Here is a 17,502-nt window from a genome sequence, read left to right on the forward strand (position 1 = left end):
AGAATTTTTATTGGGGGTTTAGATATAGTTTATCTAACGGTATTTGAGGGACGGGCGGGCACAAGACCCGCCCCTACAACACATTTTGTATGATTTCTAACTTTTATTATGCGTCAGGTATAATTGTCTTTTGCCTAATCATACAAAGGGAATTTAAACAGTCAAAAAAAAAATGAAAATATACACTAGGTGTCATTTCTGCAGAAGCAAAAATCTACAACACATTGAGCTCTAACAAAATACGTCACAGTCGGGAAGTTGTTTGCGCAATTGTTGTACTTTTCGCTCATCGACATTTGTATTCACTAAATTTAAATAGCGCAGATTGCACAAATGATCGATTTCGTAAGGCATATCGCTAATGGGATTTCCTTCGAGGTTTAGCGTGGACAAGTTACTAAGATGACAAATTTGCCATGGTAGTTCTTCTATTTTGTTGTGGTACAAATCGATATGCGTAACATTTTGCCAGTTTTCCATGGAATCAGGTAATGTTGTCAAACCATTTTCTCTGGCATAAAAAGTACGTAAGTTTATGAGGTCACCTATTTCATGAGGAAGCGTCACAATTTGATTTTCGCTAATATCTAAAAAGGTCAGCTGTTGTAGTTGACCTATCTCCCTTGGAAGGTTTTCTAGCGTATTGTAGCGTAGATTTAAGTTTTGCAAACAACAAAGTTTACCAATTTGTTGCGTTAGTTCAAATATTTGATTGTTATACAAAGACAATGTGTGTAAATTAGTCAAATTCCCTATTTGCGGTGGAATTTCTTTCAGTAAATTCACCCCGGCATTTAGCTCTCGTAATTCCGACAAAGACCCCATGACCGCTGGCAAACGCTGAATACGGTTGTTGCTGACATCCACAAGTTGTAATTTTTTAAACTTGGAAATATCAATAATTTGTCCACTAGGTGGAAAAGGACGATTTCGTTCTACACAAAATGCCAAAAATTTTGTTTTCGCATTTAAGATATAATCGGCGATCCACGCAGAATTTTGAATTTTGAGTGTTTGCATTTGCGGAAAATGATACAGCGGTGTGGGAATGGGTCTGGGAATATTTTCCACACAGACATTTTTTACATTTACCGAAGAAAATAGTGGGTCCTTTTCCGCTACGCTATCGAGAACATGGACATACGTGATATGCTCGACTATTTTCAACGTTTCAATGTAGCCGTTGTAGAAATGTACTTCTTCCCCGGCGCAACTATGGTTTATCGTTAGTTCGACAAAATTACATTGATGAAATTCACTAAAATCGAGGGACTCAAAAAACGCAGGTGTACGGAAACTACAATTTTCAAAAATACAATGACTCACATTGTGTTTATTTAGCTCAAAGTCTAAAATACTGACCTTGTCTTTATTATAAGGTTGACCAAAGTCAAAAACACACGCTTTATAGTTGGTGTGCGGTTGTATTTTTTGTAAACTACGGTTCTTTATTTCGTTTTTTATGTCTATCATTTTGATTTTTCGCGTTTTTATATCATTTTCTAAGTAAGGGCATGCCGTTCTTACTGTCTTTTATGTTTGCTTTTTTTTCATGCAGATTTTACAATAAAAACAACACAGATCCTAATTAAAATAGGATATAGGAGAAATTTATTATGTACAAGAAATATGTTGTGGCCCTTGTGATCTTTATGTGTAGTGTGTGGGCAGAAGATGTTCCCAAAGTTGTGGCATCGATTGATTCTCTAAAAATATCGCGTCATGAGTTGGCGGAGTTACTCAATGACCGCTATCAATTACTCGAAGGAAAAGTTAAGCGTGACAAATCTGCCGAGTATGAAGTGATCAATAGTTTACAAAAACGCGTTGTGCTAGCCGCTTTAGAGGAGTTGATTACACTGCGGTTAACAAAATCAAAATTAACAAAATTAAAAGTAAAGTGTGTACCTAAAGAATATGTAGAAGAAGCAAAACGTGCGGAAAAACCTTTTTTTACAATGTATGCCAAATGGGGTCTTAGTAATCCCATTAGTTTTCTCGACTCTTTAAGTAAAATACTCAAAGGTGATAAAAAGCTAAACGACAAATATGGTCCCGCGGTAAAAAACTTAAGTTTAAAATTTCGCCTTTCCGTAGAAGATCGTAAAGAAATATTGAAAATTTGGAGTGCTGTAGAAAAATCTTCTTTGCATGGAAAAGCGCGCATGCATGTTTTTAAACATCACAGTATTACAATGAAAAATTTCAAGACACGCGTTAAAGTAAATGCAATGCTGCGTAAGTACATTATACAAAACAAAAGCAACAAAGATATCCAAGAAATTATGGATAAAGAGTCCTTTCCTCTTTCCGGGGGGATTATTCGCTTGAGTCATATATTGTTTTTCACCATAGACCCTGTGAGCAAAAAGGAACTCCCTGCCGAAGAACAAAAAAAGCTTTATCAAAAAATGATCAAAATGAAAAAGAAAATCGTCTCAGGGGGAAACTTTGAAAAAATGGCGGAAAAATATTCAGATGACGAAACCACAAAGTACAAGAACGGAGACCTGGGTTTCGTACCGCGCTGGGGAATGTTCGCTAAAGAAATCATAGAAGTTGCTTACAAGTCAAAAAAAGATGAGATAAAAGGTCCCATAAAAACAGAATTCGGTTACCACCTAATCAAAGTAACAGATGTAAAAAAAGGTAAAGATCTTCCCACAAGTGAATTGCGTGAGAAAGCAATTGAGCGTTATGTAGCGATGAAAAAAGAAAAAATACTCAAAAAGTGGTATGGAGATGCCAAAATAACAAGATTCTTTCGTTAGGACGATATAATGCCAGAAAGTGAACAGCGAGCATACACTGTTACAGAACTAACCCAGCACATTAAGTCGCGCATAGAACAAATGGGGCGCGTATGGCTTACCGGAGAAATATCGGGATACACCTCGCATTCTTCGGGTCACGCTTACCTTACACTAAAAGACGAAGAAAGTCAGATTAGTGCCCTTATTTGGCGCAATACAGCGAAGAATTTAGATTTTGCTTTGCGTAACGGCCAGCAGGTTTTAGTAAGTGCCGACATGACCATCTATGGTCCACAGAGCAAATACCAAGTGATCATCCAAACAATAGAACTTAGGGGATCGGGAGCTTTGCAAGTTGCTTTCGAGAAATTAAAGCAACGCTTGAAAAAAGAAGGTCTTTTTTCTGTTGAGCGCAAGAGAAAGTTACCATACTTACCACGAAAAATAGCGGTAGTTACATCCCCTACGGGAGCGGCGGTCAAAGATATTTTAAATGTAATCGCACGTCGTTATCCGCATGTAGAGATTTACGTCATACCGGTTCGTGTTCAGGGAGAAGGCTCCGCAGAACAAGTTGCTGCCGCAATACGTTTCGTCAATTCTGAGCCACAACTCAAAATCGATGTCATGATTGTCGGACGCGGTGGTGGTAGTCCGGAAGACTTGTGGGCATTTAATGAAGAACCCGTAGCCTATGCAATTTATGAGAGTAAAATACCGGTAATCTCTGCCGTAGGCCATGAAGTTGACTTTACCATATCCGATCTTGTTGCCGATAAAAGAGCTTTAACTCCTACAGAGGCAGGCGAATTAGTTTTACCACGCTTTGACCTGTTAAAAGATCAACTGCGCTATTTGGAAAATCGCCTAAAAAAAGCGATGGATAATCGTTTAGACAAAGCAAGGGCCCATGTAATGCGCTTGGGTAGCCACCGTGCATTAACGAAACCCATGGAGCGTGTTCGCTACTCAGAGCAACGTCTGCATATGCTCTTTCAAAAAATGAAGAGCCTATGTGAGCGTAATGTAAGCCGAAAACAACATCAACTGACCAGAATGCACGGAAAATTGATGGCGAAAGAGCCTTCAAAAAAAATAGATTTCTACGCACAACGCTTTAAAGAATTCTCTGGTCGTATCGAACGAGCCATGAATAAAAGATGTGAATGGGAACAACGCCGCCTTCAAAACCTGACAGGACATTTGGAAGCGCTGTCTCCTCTATCGGTAATCAGCCGCGGATATAGTATAACGTACAACCAAGGAGGAAAGATACTCCAAGACGCAAATGATGTCAATGCCGGTGAACACATGTGGACAAGACTTGCCAATACCTGGATTCGTTCTCGTGTGGAAAAAACGGGAACAAAGAGCATTACGGACAATTCATCAAATACAAGGGAGTAGCAGCATTGGACAGCCTATACAAACGTTTTTTTATTATAGATGCATTTGCTTACATTTTTCGATCGTATTACGCAATTAAACATATCGACTACAATGCTGTGTACGGTTTTACCAATACACTAAAAAAAATTATCGATGAAGAAAAACCCGAATATATTGCCGTGTCTTTCGATTCCGTAGAACCATCTTTTCGCAATGAAATTTATAGTGAATACAAAGCAAATAGACAAGAGCCACCCGAAGATTTACGACCACAAATACCTCTCATTAAAGAGGTAGTTTCCGCTTTCAATATTCCCCTAATTGAAAAAAGCGGCTACGAATCAGACGATATCATCGGTACACTTGCACGTGAAGCACAAAAGGAGAGTGTACAAGTAGTCATCGTTACCGGGGATAAAGATATGTTGCAATTGGTAAAAGGTAACGATGTGGTCATCTTTGACCCCGGACGCACGAGCGAGTATCTCGAAGAAAAAGATATACCAGGCTACTTTGGCTGTAAACCAAATCAGGTGATAGATCTTTTGACCATATGGGGAGATAGTTCAGACAACATACCAGGCATACCAGGTATTGGCGAAAAGGGTGCTAAGAAGCTGTTAGAAGAATATCAATCTCTAGACGGTATATATGAAAATATCGATAAAATCAAACGTAAGTCATACCGTGAAGGATTAGAAAACAGCCGCGATAATATCGCAATGCTACGCGAACTCGTCACTATTTGTCAGGATGTCCCGATAGACTTTTCTATGGAAAAATTTAAATTTTCGGGGATCGATAACGCGCGTTGTCAGGAAATATTTACGCGATTAAATTTTAAGCGTCTTCTGAAAGACATTCCCATAGAGCTTGATAAGTGTACTGTCGATTATGCACTTATTGACGATGAAAAGAAGCTACAAGAACTATGCAAAAAACTTAGCAAATCCAAGATGTTTGCCTTTGACATTGAAACTGACTCGCTAGAACCACTAGATGCAAACATCGTGGGAATTTCTTTTTGCACACAAAAAAACGATGCCTGTTATGTACCGGTAGCGCATATTCATCAAGAAAAAGCGTGGCAAGAAGTTGTGGAAAAACATCTCAAGCCCATTTTTGCCAATGCAGAGATTCAAAAAGGCGCGCACAATGTTAAGTTTGACTACGCAGTTTTGACAAATCGCGGTTGGCAGTGCGCAAATATATGTTTTGACACAATGATACTCTCCTACTTGTTAGAACCAAACGAAAACCGACATGGTCTTGATCACCTAGCAGAGAAATTACTAAAATACCAAACCATTTCCTTTGAAAGCGTGTGTGGCTCGGGAAAGAAACAAATTAGTTTTGCCGAAGCAGACCTCGAAAAAGCAAAACAGTATGCCAGCGAAGACGCCGATATATGTTGGCAACTCTACGACGTTTTGCAGCAAAAGGTTACGGAAAACGACTTACAAGAAGTTTGTGAAAAAATTGAATTGCCCTTGGTACGTGTTTTGGCAGAAATGGAAAAATGTGGTATTCGCATTGACTGTGAATTATTAAACAACATGTCACAAAATATGCAACGCGACATAGATGCGCTTGAAAGTGAAATATATGAGCTTGCAGGACAAGAGTTTAATATAAAGAGTACGCAACAACTCGGCTACATTCTCTTTGAAAAGTTACAAATTCCTCCGTTAAAAAAGACGTCCAAAACAAAGTCCTACAGTACCGGACACGACGTACTAGAAAAGTTAGCAGACAAGGGCTATGATCTACCGATCAAACTTCTAGATTATCGTGAAGTTACCAAATTAAAATCAACATATGTCGATGCTCTTCCCAAACTAGTTCATCACCAAACAGATCGCGTACATACTAGTTTTAACCAAGTGGTCACGGCAACAGGGCGATTATCATCTACGAATCCCAACTTGCAGAATATACCTATTCGCACCGACATGGGTAGAGAAATTCGCGCAGCGTTTATTCCCAAGGAAGACTACACGCTTATTAGTGCTGACTACTCACAGATTGAATTGCGTATTATGGCACACTATTCCGAAGATGAAACACTGGTAAACGCTTTCCTTAAAGGTGAAGATATCCATTTGCGCACCGCAAGTGAAGTGTTTGACATTCCCATTGAATCAGTTCCCGCCGAATTAAGACGTGCGGCGAAGAGTATCAACTTTGGTTTGTTATATGGTATGGGAGATTTTCGTTTAGCACAAGAGCTAAATATTTCGCGTAAAGAAGCACGAAATTATATAGCGTCATATTTTGAGAAAATGCCACGCGTTCAGATTTTTCGCGATAAGATTATCGAGAAAACCAAAGAGTTAGGACATGTACGCACATATTTTGGTAGATTAAGACAAATTCCGGAAATTACCTCGCGTAACAAAACCAGACAGAAGCAGGGAGAACGGTTGGCGGTCAACACGGTCATTCAGGGGACAGCTGCCGACATCATCAAACTTGCAATGATTGAGTTACAAAAAAACTTACGAGAAAAAGCGTTGCAAGCGAATTTACTTTTACAAGTACACGACGAATTGGTTGTCGAATGTGCACGACAAGAGGAACAACAATTGATTGATGTTTTAAAGGAAAGCATGGAAAACATTGTTTCGCTAAACGTACCTCTTATTGTAGAAGCACATAGTGGTCCTAATTGGAAAGATGCGAAGTAAACAATATGGATGTCAATGAATCTCCTGCGCCTAACATGGAAAAGCGCAACCGACTTTTTGTACGTTTGTTGATGAACGAAAAATTCATCACCGAAGAAATGCTGAGTGAATGTCTTGTTGATGTCGATACCCAACGAGACTTTGTTGCGGATGTTTTTGTTCATAAAAACTACTTGACCCATGAAATGGTGGCGGGGATTTATTTAAAATCCGGCGTGCTACACTGCCCATATTGTCACAGTGAAAGTCGCATGGAAAAACCGGTGGTGCGCGCCCAGTGTTCCTCTTGCGAAAAATTCTATACTTTCCCACTGCGTTATCCTTTTTTCAAACGTAAAAATTCCACAACAGCTTCGATGCAAAAACTGACAGGTTGCGACTTACATCAATATCGTATCCAATACTGCTTGGGTAGCGGCGGCATGGGCGAAGTATATCGAGCCTTGCAGAAAGGTTTGAATCGTCCAGTTGCCATAAAAATTTTGGCCCCACATTTGGCAAATAACCCTAAATTAGTCCAAAGATTTCAACGCGAAGCGAAACTCGCAGCGCAATTGAATCATCCCAACCTAGTCCAGATACACGATGTGGGAACCTTTGAAGAGTATCACTATATTGTGATGGAGTATGTCGATGGCATTCCTTTGCAACAAAAAGTGCCCAAAAATACAGGTATACCTTTACAAACCGTCATACATTATTTACGTGAGAGCGTAAAAGGTTTGAAAAGCCTGCATGACAAAGAAATCATTCACCGCGACATCAAACCCGACAACATCATGATTGGCAATGATGGTCAAGTCAAACTGACAGATTTTGGCCTAGCAAAGTCAGAAGAGGGAGGAAGTGACTACCTGACGAAATGTGGGGCAATTATTGGTACACCAAACTACATGTCTCCAGAACAATGTATTGGTAAAGCGGCAACGAAGATGAGTGATATCTATTCATTGGGAATTACATTTTATTACATGTTGAAAGGCCAAGTACCTTACTCTGGAAACACGACTTTAGAGATCATCACACAACACATCAATAATCCTTCTCCAGATTTGCAAAAAGATTTATCACCAAAGCTAAATAAAATCTATCAAAAAATGGTTGCAGAAAATCCAGAAAAGCGCTATGTATCGGTTGAAGAGCTGAATAATGACCTCATGGGGCTAACGGAAAAAGACTATATTGTTAGAGAAAAAAGTAAAAAGAAACGCTACATTGTCATTGCGATCGTTGTTCTGGTATTACTGAGTCTTGTCGGTAAAAAAAGACGCCAACGACATCAAAATAAGAATAAAATGTCGCAAAAAAAAGAGGCACCTCAACACAAGAAAGTGAAGCATAACAAAACAACACCCAAAAAAAACGTTCCCAAGTTCATGCTTCCCAAAAATCAACAAAAAGTCGACAAAAAGCGTAATAATAATGACCTAAAGATATTAAAAAGGACGAAAAGAGAAGTAACGAATGGTAATATGCCGGTCAACAAAGCCTTTGAGATACTACAACAGCTTATACAAGGCCCGCAGACACGTCCCGATGTAAAATTAAAAGCCAAAAAGCTTGTGGATGAATTGCAAGACCGAATAGAAAAACGTCGTGCGTTAGAGGATAAGGTAAACGCCTACATACAGGAAGTGACAAAAAAGCGTTGGTCTTTACTATTAGTAGATAATCCAAATCCCGAAAATTTTAAACCACAGAATCAAATACGCATCTTAGTACAAAATGACAGACGGTGGCCTTCTTTACAAAAATCCGTTCGTGAAATTATCCATATACGCGCTACAGAAAAAAATAATATTCACCTTGCCAAAGAAAAAGCGGTAAACTTATATAAGACCGCAAAATCCAAAGAGCTTGCCCATTATATTGACAAATTGAATGCCGAAATCCGTTTACTAAAAATATGGGGCGCGCATTTTGCGGAATTGCAGGAGTACACCCAAGAGAAGTATTACAAAGAAGCCTACTTATATCTCAAGAATCTCGAGAGCGAAATAGACAGCTATTCCCAAGCAAAAAGCTACCAAAATATTCGCAAAATGTATGTCATTGAGAAAAAAATAATAAAGAATGTCTGGGATTTGTGGAGTATATTTGAAAATAACATCTATGACTACTTGGAAGCGGGGCAACAAATTAAAATCAAAGATGTTGCCGCGGACAAAATCGTACGGCATATTGTAAAAAATAAGAAAAAATACAAATATAAAGTTGATATCGTGCAAATATGTTTTTTCTATTTATTTGAAAAAAATTTTACTCTAGCAGAAAAAATGTTGCGCAAAGCTGCAAAAAAAAATGACGTAATTGAAAAATTATATAACAAACATTTGCACTACCTCCAACGTTAGGACTGTGATGGATCACGAAATAAACAAAGATGAATTCAGAGGATTTGACACTCTGTACAGTATGGTAAAGCCAAAAAAAATAGAAGGTACGACCATTCATGAACGCTATGAAGTCGAAAAAAAAATTGGCCATGGCGGAATGAGTGAGGTCTACAAGGCGTATGATACTCAAGAACAGAAAGTTGTGGCAATCAAGCGTCTGATTCCACCAAATGTTAAGGAACTTCGCAAAAAAGTAGAAAGTCGTTTTTTGCAAGAGGCGGCCTTTCTACAGGCTATATACAGTCCTTACGTTGTCGAAGTCAGCGATGCCTTTATCCTTGACCACTTTTATTTTTTAGTCATGGAGTGCATCGATGGGCAAAATCTCAAAGAGATGACCGACGAAATACACGGAACAACTCAAGCGCTCTCGCATATTGAATTGGTATCAATCATGGCAAAAGTAGCTAGAGGACTAGAAGCCGTTCATGCTGTAGGGATTATTCATCGTGATTTAAAACCATCCAATATCATGGTAAATCGTGTAAATGATGTTGTCAAATTACTCGACTTGGGTTTGGCATGTCATGCTGACGTCAATTCGAACTCAGGTTCTATTGCGGGAACTTTCGAATTTATGAGCCCAGAACAAGTTCAAGGACGCACAGACCTAACTTTCCACTCCGATATCTATTCTTTTGGCATGACGTTTTACTATATACTGTTGGGAAAACTTCCCTTTGAGGGTAGTGGTGTACAGTTTATGGTACAGGTACAAGAAAAGTCTCCGCGCCCGCCTCACGAAGTGGACGATAAAATTCCCGAAGACATATCGCAACTCGTTATAAAATGTTTGGCGAAAGATCGCAAAAAGAGATATCCAAGTGCAGCGGCTTTAGCACAAGAGCTGGAAAAGTTACGGCAACGTTTAATTGCTCATTTATCCAATATTTCGTCCTTTAATCCATCATTTGGTCTAAGTATTACCAAACAACTTTCCCTCGATGAATTATATTTTTTGAAGGTGCTATCTTTTCTCAAAAAAAAGAGGGTAAGGCAAAGGCGCAAAGGCGCAAAACTACTCGGAAGGCTTCGCGACAAACGTGCATTAAAGCCACTATTAAAAATAATGCTTGATCCTGAAGAGCATAGCAATATTTCACTCATTAATACCACAATTGTTTCTTTGGGAAAACTAGGTTCAACAGAAGCCGTAGAGCCGATTCGACAGATTTTAAATACCGCATCCGATTCAAGCATTCGCGCGACGTGCCAAAAGAGTTTACAATTATTGTTGGATGCCAAAAAACGCAGTGCTTTTGAAAGAGTGTGCGACAAGGTAGTGATCGCGTGGAGTCGGTTCTATCTATTACGAGTGGTCACTCGCATTCGCAAGTGGTTGTATTGGTCTTAGATTTGGGTGAGTTAAGAAAAGAGATTCGTTTTTCGATTGGTGCCCTCACCATCGCAGATGATTCGTTTTCCGATTGGTGCCCTCACCATCGCAGATCACAGCTCTGGTTAAGAAAAGAGATTCGTTTTCCGATTGGTGCCCTCACCATCGAATTAGCAGTTACAGCGGTGCTGTAACCTGCTATTCTCATACCTCTCCCACAGGGAGAGGTGTAATGCGTCTCTTTTGTAAAAAACAAAATTCGTTTGATTTGCGAGGCAAGAGTATAGCGTTACTATCTTTGTACAATTAAGGTTGTGTATGCGACAGCACAACATAACACAAATGGATGCAAATTAAGACGTGTTACGCCTCTCCCCGTGGGAGAGGCATGAGAATTAAGGCTTTTAGCGAAGCTAAAACCTTAAATTCGATGGTGAGGGCATCAATATGAAAACGAATCTCTTAATTTTTTTTGAATAAAAAAAACACATTACTGTCTAGGTATGTAGCAACAATGAAATATTACCTATAACCACAACAAAGGAGACAGTGATGAGATATATTATAATTGCGTTAATGATGTTTACGTGGGTTGCCGCTGATAAGGTTTCGGATACCGAATATGTTCTCCATCCACACAAGCCTGTGCGGAGCTTAAGTTTTTCCATTGAAGATTCCCTTGGATCTAAGGCCAATGCTTACCAAATTATCGACAAAAGGCTTCGTAAAGAAATTACAGGAAAAACGTTGTTCTCCGTAGGCGTTGAACTCAATCTAAAAATAAAATTTGCTACTTTTGAAACTGTAGATTGTGATGTGGTCATTCAACCAGGTATAGGCGCTATGTTGATAAAGTGTGAACGTTTGACAAAACTTCGCAAGCAGAATTTTTTTGTGGAGAAAGATTATCGCGTTATTGATGGTGCAAGATATGCATACGAATTTTTCGCTAACGGGGAAAGAATAGAAACGCATCTCTTTAACAAAACCACAACGAAAAAAGGTGTTGATTATACCATTGCTGTTCCGCGCTTTACCGATAAAATAAAGGTTAGTTGTGGCTTTTATTTTCAGTTTTTCCCTGCGACAAGCCGTAAGATAAATATTTACCGAATCAAAGATGTTGATGTACGTGCCTATATTAGGCATCTGAAATCTTTAGAGAAACGCGGTGGAAGTTATATCATTAATAAAGTGGCGCGTTTCGTTCGTTCTCACCAAAGTTACTTGAAAAAAAGTGAACATGTTGAAGAGTTAATTGATTACTTATTGTCTTTTGACCTATCTGCTCGTAGTAGTTTTCAACTAGAAAATATATTGCGGCAATTAGAGGACTTTTAGAGGAAATATATCTGTTTGGATTTTTATTTACCCCTGGATTATGGTTATTGCTGGGAACAATTTTTTTTCTGTGGCATTTGTTATCGTTGCGTGTACCACAGAAAAAGGTTTCTAGTCTAGAATTATGGAATTTGACCTCGCAAACAGCGGGATACAAAAAATTCACATTACTGGCTCTCATTATATACATACTATTAGTCATAACTTTGGCTCATCCAGCTTGGTTTGTCAAGGGAAACAAGTACCTCATTGTACTTGACCGTTCATCAAGTATGATGACAATTTCCACAAAAAACACCACCGTTTTTGATAGAGGCAAAAGCCACACACAAAAACTTTTGCAACGCTTTTCGACCTTTGATCACATAGAAGTACTTGTATTTCCACAAAAACAATATATAGAAGGTACACGCGAAGAGATTACAAAAAAACTTGCGCAAACTAAATGTACTCATATTCCGGCGAATATAAACCAAATGCTCTCAAACATCGATTTTTCAGCTTTTGACGATGTATTCATCATTACCGACGGTACGCAAAAAATAGAAAATTGGCCAGGAAAGAAAATTTTCGTAGGCAACACAACAACCAACAATTTGGGAATCATTCACTTTCATTCCCAACAAATTGCCGTCGGTAAATGGCGTGTTTTTTTTGCGATCAAAAATTTTTCTACTCGTAACCAAAAAACACTTGTGACAGCATTCACCGAGAAAACGGTACTCTGGCAAGAAAAAATTTTCATTGCCGCACAACAAATCACTTCGCAATCTTTTTTGATAAACTCTCCCCAAGTCAAAACAATACGTATTTCCGTGCAGGAAAAAGATAATTTCTCTCTCGATAATACCCTTCGCGTTGCGAAGACCAAAATGGTTTTGACGAAAATCCCCAAGAATCATCGTATTTTCGCGCGTCTATTCTCAAAAATTCCCGGTATTGCTACCGTGGAAAATAATCAACCCACAGATTATTTCACTTGCGAATACAACCAAAAGAAAACCACGGTTTTTTTAAATCAAAAGCCTCCATGGGCGAACAAAAAACCTGTAGAAAACTCCCCAGAGCTTTTTTTTATCGCCCACCCACTTTGGGATTGGGTTTTGCCAAATATTCGTATACAGCGTGCCATTCCGCTGCAAAATTTCCAAGGTGAAGCACTGCTACAAACGGCAAAAGGACCTATTATCACATATAGTCCGCAATATTTGTATATTGGCTTTGCATTACATGAAAGCAATTGGCCAACACTACCTTCATTTCCCATTTTTTGGGTGAATTATTTCGATTATCTTTTTCCACACCGCGACAATTTTTATTGTGCATTGGTCGATGAATCCCAAACTACCGTGCAACACGACCAACAAAAATTTTACAACCATATCAACGAGACAGAGTCAAATAATGTGGGGCTGTCAACGGCTGACATTGTTGAAATCCCCTCTTCCTTCTCTCTAAAATATACCTTAATTATACGACCCATTTTATTGGGCGTATGTATTCTGCTACTGCTATACTTGTGGTGGAAAGAATAACTTATGCAGCGAAACATCCTTACATTTATCGCAATTTGCGCGTGTGTCGCGTTGGTATACTTGCCAACTTTTTCCAATGACTTCTGCTTGGACGATACTGTTATTTTTTCCAACTGCAAAAATTTACCAAACATTTTGCCCCTACTTTACAAACCCATGCCTCACCGTTTGGTGGACCACTACCGCCCCATTACCTTTGCTACCTTTTATATCGATTATAAATTATGGGGAGAAGAAGCCTTTGGCTATCATCTGACAAATGTACTTCTAATGAGTACTTGTGGTTGTTTGCTATTGCTATTGCTGAAAGAATTTTTTTCACATCGAGCTGCTCTAACAGCCTGTATTATTTTTGTCATCCACCCAGGTTACAGTGAAGCGGTCATCAACATATATAGTCGCAGTCAAATTCTGTGCACGATTATGGTTATTTCCGCACTCCTTTATTCACTAAAAGCCGTTTATAGGTCGTCACGCCTTCATGCTATTTTTGGAGGTGTGTCAACTTTTGCCGCTTGTTTATGTAAGGAAAGTGGAATTGTAACACCGGCGCTTTTTGTCATCATTATTTTGTATGCGCAACATCGCCGTTACCAACAAGCCATCTATGTATTTTTCATACAATGTTGTGCGTGTATAGTTTATTTGATCGTACGTCTAAACGTATTAGGGTCTGTGCTCATGCCTGGAACAGAAGGTTTCTTGACTTCTGTCAATTTGTACAGCCAATACCAAAATATTTGTCGTTTATTCTTTGAATACATATCTCTAAGCATTTTCCCGCTGTCACTCAGTTGCGACTACAACTTTGCTATCGTCGATTTTCATATTTCAAGTGTGGTTACTCCAATCGTGGTTTTATATATGACCTACTCTCTGTGGTATGGTTCATACAGAAAGCGAAGTTGTGCCTGTGCGTTTTTTTTGTTTTTGATACCACTTTTGCCGGTATTACATATCGTACCGATCTCCGTTATATTTGCGGAAAGGTTTTTATTGGTTTCAGGAATTGGCATCGCGTTTATGATTTCTTTTGTCGTCGAAACGCGCGGACGCACCATTGTTATTTGTAGCGCCATACTACTTGCGATGATTACTTTTTGGCGTTGCTATGATTGGCGTAATAATGAAACACTGTGGATGAAAACATTGTGTACAAAACCCCGCAGCTATCGCGCAAAGATTTTTAAGGGTTCTTATCATTTACGCAGAAAAAATACGCAATATGCCCTAAGTTACTTTTCACAGGCCCTGGCTTTGAAACCAAATGCAAATAACCGTGTATTATTGTATTACAACTTGGCGGTGATTTATCACATAAAAAGCGATATACCCCGCATGAATTATTACGCAAATGAGGTCATAAAAATAATCCCACACTATGTCCCGTTATGGCTACTTTTGGCAGAAAATGCCATTGTGCACAAACGCTATAAACAAGGTCTGCATTACTTTAACAACTTCTTGCGTTATGAAAATAAAAATAAAAATAGATGGACGTTTGATTATGGCACTATATATGCTAAAATAGGGCACTGTTTTTTTTACGACAAAAACTGGAAAAAAGCTTGTTTTTTTTATGACAAAGCAATCGAACATAACAACATAAGTACTAAGTTGTTGCTAAACAATGCTTATGGTTGTTTAATGCAACTTCGATATCAAAAATCTCAACAATATTTATTGCAAGCCTATCGCCAAGATAAAAGCAACTATAGAGTACACTATCTATTGGCAGTGCTATACTACAAAACCAATCAAATGCAAAAATTCCAAGTTCACTATAAAAAAGCAAAGGTTTTAAAACCTGTAGATTTACAACTGCCTACAGTTAAATAACACAGAAAGGGTTTATATGCGTCTAGTGATACTATGTATTGTATTACTTTTCGTTTCCGCTTGTGCAAAACAACAAGAGGAGACTTCAAAAGGAACAACGGTGTCGAAATTTGAATACGCAAACATCGTGATGGACATTCCTAGTGAGTGGCAAGAAATGACAACGCTTCATGTTTTGGAGTTTGTAAATTCGAAAAACAATTTGCGAATCTTGGGTCATTCATTTGGTCGAGTAGCCGACGTGGAAAAATTACGCGAGACTTATTTCGTAAAGCTTAAAAAGCGTTTCACCTCGATTGTTGATAAAGAAAAAGTAAAACAAACATCGCTATGTGATGGTAAAATCACACTGTTCTCCATTAGCGGTACTTTGCTAAAAAGACCATATGCAAAATCGAAAAGTTTTAACAAATTTTATAACTATGCGGTGTTGAGTGCCATCGTCACTACATCAGCAGAAACTTTAAACTTTTGGATTGATGGACCAGCTGCTGAAGTGCAAAAAGAACAATCCAACTTCGTGAAATTTTTAAATTCGTATCGCGAAGTCACCGCGAAGAAGAACTTGCATTTGTCGGCCTCTGACAAAGATGAGTTGGTCGAAGCTGCGGCAAAAGGAATCACAACTTCTATTGAGGTTGCGGGAAATGAAAATGTCGGAGACCGTTTTGATTTCGGTCCGTTTACTTTAGCAGTTCCCGATGCATGGTTGGAAATTAAACCGCAAAAAGAGATGCGTGTCGCCGAATTTTCGTTGAAAGACAACACCGAATACACCGTGATTGCCTTCAATTTTGGTAAGATGGACTTTAATGCTGAAGAAATTGTTAGCAAAAACATCCAAAGGTGGCGCTCGCAGTTTACAAAATTAGAAGAAGAAAAGCCGATTACTCTCCAAAAAAACAACATCGCACTCCTGTATTTTCGCGGTACTTTTTTCAAGAAAAAAGATATGTTCGCGGAAGAAGGAGAAGAGATAGAGAATTTCTGTATACTAAACGTAGTGATTCCCTCGGAGAAAGGACCTTTTTATTTTCGTCTAGAAGCTCCAAAGGATGTTATTGACAAACAATTACCAAATATGGTTTCTTTTTTGAACTCGTATCAAGCAAAAGCGACACAACAAGCAGGAAGCTCGGGAGAAGTCGACTTTGGTGAATTTGCATTGAGTATCCCCGGTTCATGGGAGAAAATACCACCAACTTCCAACATGCGTAAAGCAGAACTACGTCTCCGCGATAACCCGCAGCATACGGTTGTGGTTTTTCATTTTGGTAAAGATCAATTCTCTGGCCTAACAGAGCGCAAAAAAGAAAACTTTGCGCGTTGGGAAAAGCAGTTTGACAAAGTGGATGCAAAAAAAGAAATTGAGTTAACAGCTCCCAATTCTGCGCTGTTGTATCTCGAAGGAACTTTTTTTGTCAAGCCATTTCCCCAAGCAGAAGGAAAAAAGGAACCTGGGTACGTGGTTTTAAACGCTCTTATTGATACAGCAAATGGCCCTTACTTTTTTAGGCTAGCTGCTCCCAAAAAGATTGCCGATGCGAACCTCGAAGACTTCAAACTTTTCTTGAATTCATATCATAAACACGGAGAGACCCATAATCACGGAGGTCATAACCAAGGTGATGATGACATCGATGACAGTGATGATGACAGTTTGATGGAAGATAACGACGCCTTTTCCGAATTTCAAAACAATGGTCGTGAGCAAAGCGATGAGCGTGAACAAAGTGACGAACGCGAAACGCATAGCAGTGGGCAGAGCCAAAATGTAAACGTAGATGGGCATGTAATGGTGATCCCAGGAAGTTGGGAGCAAGTCCCTCCGAAATCTAGTATGCGCAAAGCACAATTTCGTTTGCGTAAGTACCCAGAGTACAATATACCTGTTTTTAATTTTGGGACAGATCAGTTTTCTTCCTTTGACGAACGCGTAGCACAAAATGTACGCCGTTGGGAAGGTCAATTCCAAAAGGTTGACAAAAAGGAAATGATCAAACTCAAAAAAGACAATGCGGCACTACTGTATCTTAGTGGAACATTTGTGGTGAAAGCTTCGCCAATGGCGCAAAGCGGCGAACCAACAGCAGGTTATGCTGCAGTAAATGGCCTAATTGATACAGACAAAGGTCCATATTTTTTCCGTTTAGTTGCACCAAAGAAGATACTCGACGCAGAACTGGACAACTTTAAGAAATTTTTGGAATCCTTTAAGTAGTCACG

The 17,502-nt window shown here is 39.0% G+C and carries 10 protein-coding genes; 9 read left to right on the plus strand and 1 reads right to left on the minus strand.

The features are described 5' to 3' along the window. Positions 1 to 231: 231 nt before the first annotated feature. Positions 232 to 1,473: a leucine-rich repeat domain-containing protein gene (locus UABAM_RS09505; RefSeq protein ID WP_151967765.1), complete on the minus strand. Its 1,242-nt coding sequence runs from the start codon at positions 1,471 to 1,473 to the stop codon at positions 232 to 234. A gap of 143 nt (positions 1,474 to 1,616) precedes the next feature. Here UABAM_RS09505 and UABAM_RS09510 point away from each other — a divergent pair, with 143 nt between their 5' ends. The 9 genes from UABAM_RS09510 to UABAM_RS09550 all read left to right on the plus strand — a co-directional run bounded on the left by UABAM_RS09510 (position 1,617) and on the right by UABAM_RS09550 (position 17,497). Next, positions 1,617 to 2,771: a peptidylprolyl isomerase gene (locus tag UABAM_RS09510; RefSeq protein WP_151967766.1), complete on the plus strand. Its 1,155-nt coding sequence runs from the start codon at positions 1,617 to 1,619 to the stop codon at positions 2,769 to 2,771. A 9-nt stretch (positions 2,772 to 2,780) separates the two neighbouring features. Next, positions 2,781 to 4,160, plus strand: coding sequence for an exodeoxyribonuclease VII large subunit (gene xseA / locus UABAM_RS09515; protein ID WP_151967767.1), 1,380 nt, complete (start codon positions 2,781 to 2,783; stop codon positions 4,158 to 4,160). 5 nt (positions 4,161 to 4,165) lie between these two features. Next, positions 4,166 to 6,829: a DNA polymerase I gene (gene polA, locus UABAM_RS09520; RefSeq protein ID WP_173013227.1), complete on the plus strand. Its 2,664-nt coding sequence runs from the start codon at positions 4,166 to 4,168 to the stop codon at positions 6,827 to 6,829. A 5-nt stretch (positions 6,830 to 6,834) separates the two neighbouring features. Then, a complete protein-coding gene (locus tag UABAM_RS09525; protein ID WP_151967769.1) occupies positions 6,835 to 9,183 on the plus strand; it encodes a serine/threonine-protein kinase in 2,349 nt (782 codons plus the stop codon). Positions 9,184 to 9,190: 7 nt separating this feature from the next. Continuing rightward, entirely contained in the window at positions 9,191 to 10,579 is a 1,389-nt protein-coding gene (locus tag UABAM_RS09530; protein WP_151967770.1) for a serine/threonine protein kinase, read from the plus strand. Between the two features lie 534 nt (positions 10,580 to 11,113). Then, positions 11,114 to 11,902, plus strand: a complete 789-nt coding sequence (locus UABAM_RS09535) for a hypothetical protein (RefSeq protein WP_151967771.1) — start codon at positions 11,114 to 11,116, stop codon at positions 11,900 to 11,902. A gap of 47 nt (positions 11,903 to 11,949) precedes the next feature. Further along, on the plus strand, positions 11,950 to 13,437 hold the full coding sequence (locus UABAM_RS09540) for a hypothetical protein (protein WP_151967772.1): 1,488 nt from the start codon (positions 11,950 to 11,952) through the stop codon (positions 13,435 to 13,437). Between the two features lie 3 nt (positions 13,438 to 13,440). Further along, positions 13,441 to 15,276, plus strand: a complete 1,836-nt coding sequence (locus UABAM_RS09545) for a tetratricopeptide repeat protein (protein ID WP_151967773.1) — start codon at positions 13,441 to 13,443, stop codon at positions 15,274 to 15,276. Positions 15,277 to 15,292: 16 nt separating this feature from the next. After that, positions 15,293 to 17,497 (plus strand): hypothetical protein, encoded by a 2,205-nt coding sequence (locus UABAM_RS09550; RefSeq protein ID WP_151967774.1) that lies wholly within the window; start codon positions 15,293 to 15,295, stop codon positions 17,495 to 17,497. The last annotated feature ends 5 nt before the right edge of the window (positions 17,498 to 17,502 follow it).

The sequence above is a fragment of the Candidatus Uabimicrobium amorphum genome, assembly GCF_009002475.1.
Lineage (GTDB): Bacteria > Planctomycetota > Uabimicrobiia > Uabimicrobiales > Uabimicrobiaceae > Uabimicrobium > Uabimicrobium amorphum.

Coding starts and splice junctions, on each gene's coding strand:
- UABAM_RS09525 (WP_151967769.1), top strand. CDS start 6,835: ATGGATGTCAATGAATCTCCTGCGCCTAACATGGAAAAGCGCAACCGA.
- xseA (WP_151967767.1), top strand. CDS start 2,781: ATGCCAGAAAGTGAACAGCGAGCATACACTGTTACAGAACTAACCCAG.
- UABAM_RS09510 (WP_151967766.1), top strand. CDS start 1,617: ATGTACAAGAAATATGTTGTGGCCCTTGTGATCTTTATGTGTAGTGTG.
- UABAM_RS09550 (WP_151967774.1), top strand. CDS start 15,293: ATGCGTCTAGTGATACTATGTATTGTATTACTTTTCGTTTCCGCTTGT.
- UABAM_RS09535 (WP_151967771.1), top strand. CDS start 11,114: ATGAGATATATTATAATTGCGTTAATGATGTTTACGTGGGTTGCCGCT.
- UABAM_RS09505 (WP_151967765.1), bottom strand. CDS start 1,473: ATGATAGACATAAAAAACGAAATAAAGAACCGTAGTTTACAAAAAATA.
- UABAM_RS09530 (WP_151967770.1), top strand. CDS start 9,191: ATGGATCACGAAATAAACAAAGATGAATTCAGAGGATTTGACACTCTG.
- UABAM_RS09545 (WP_151967773.1), top strand. CDS start 13,441: ATGCAGCGAAACATCCTTACATTTATCGCAATTTGCGCGTGTGTCGCG.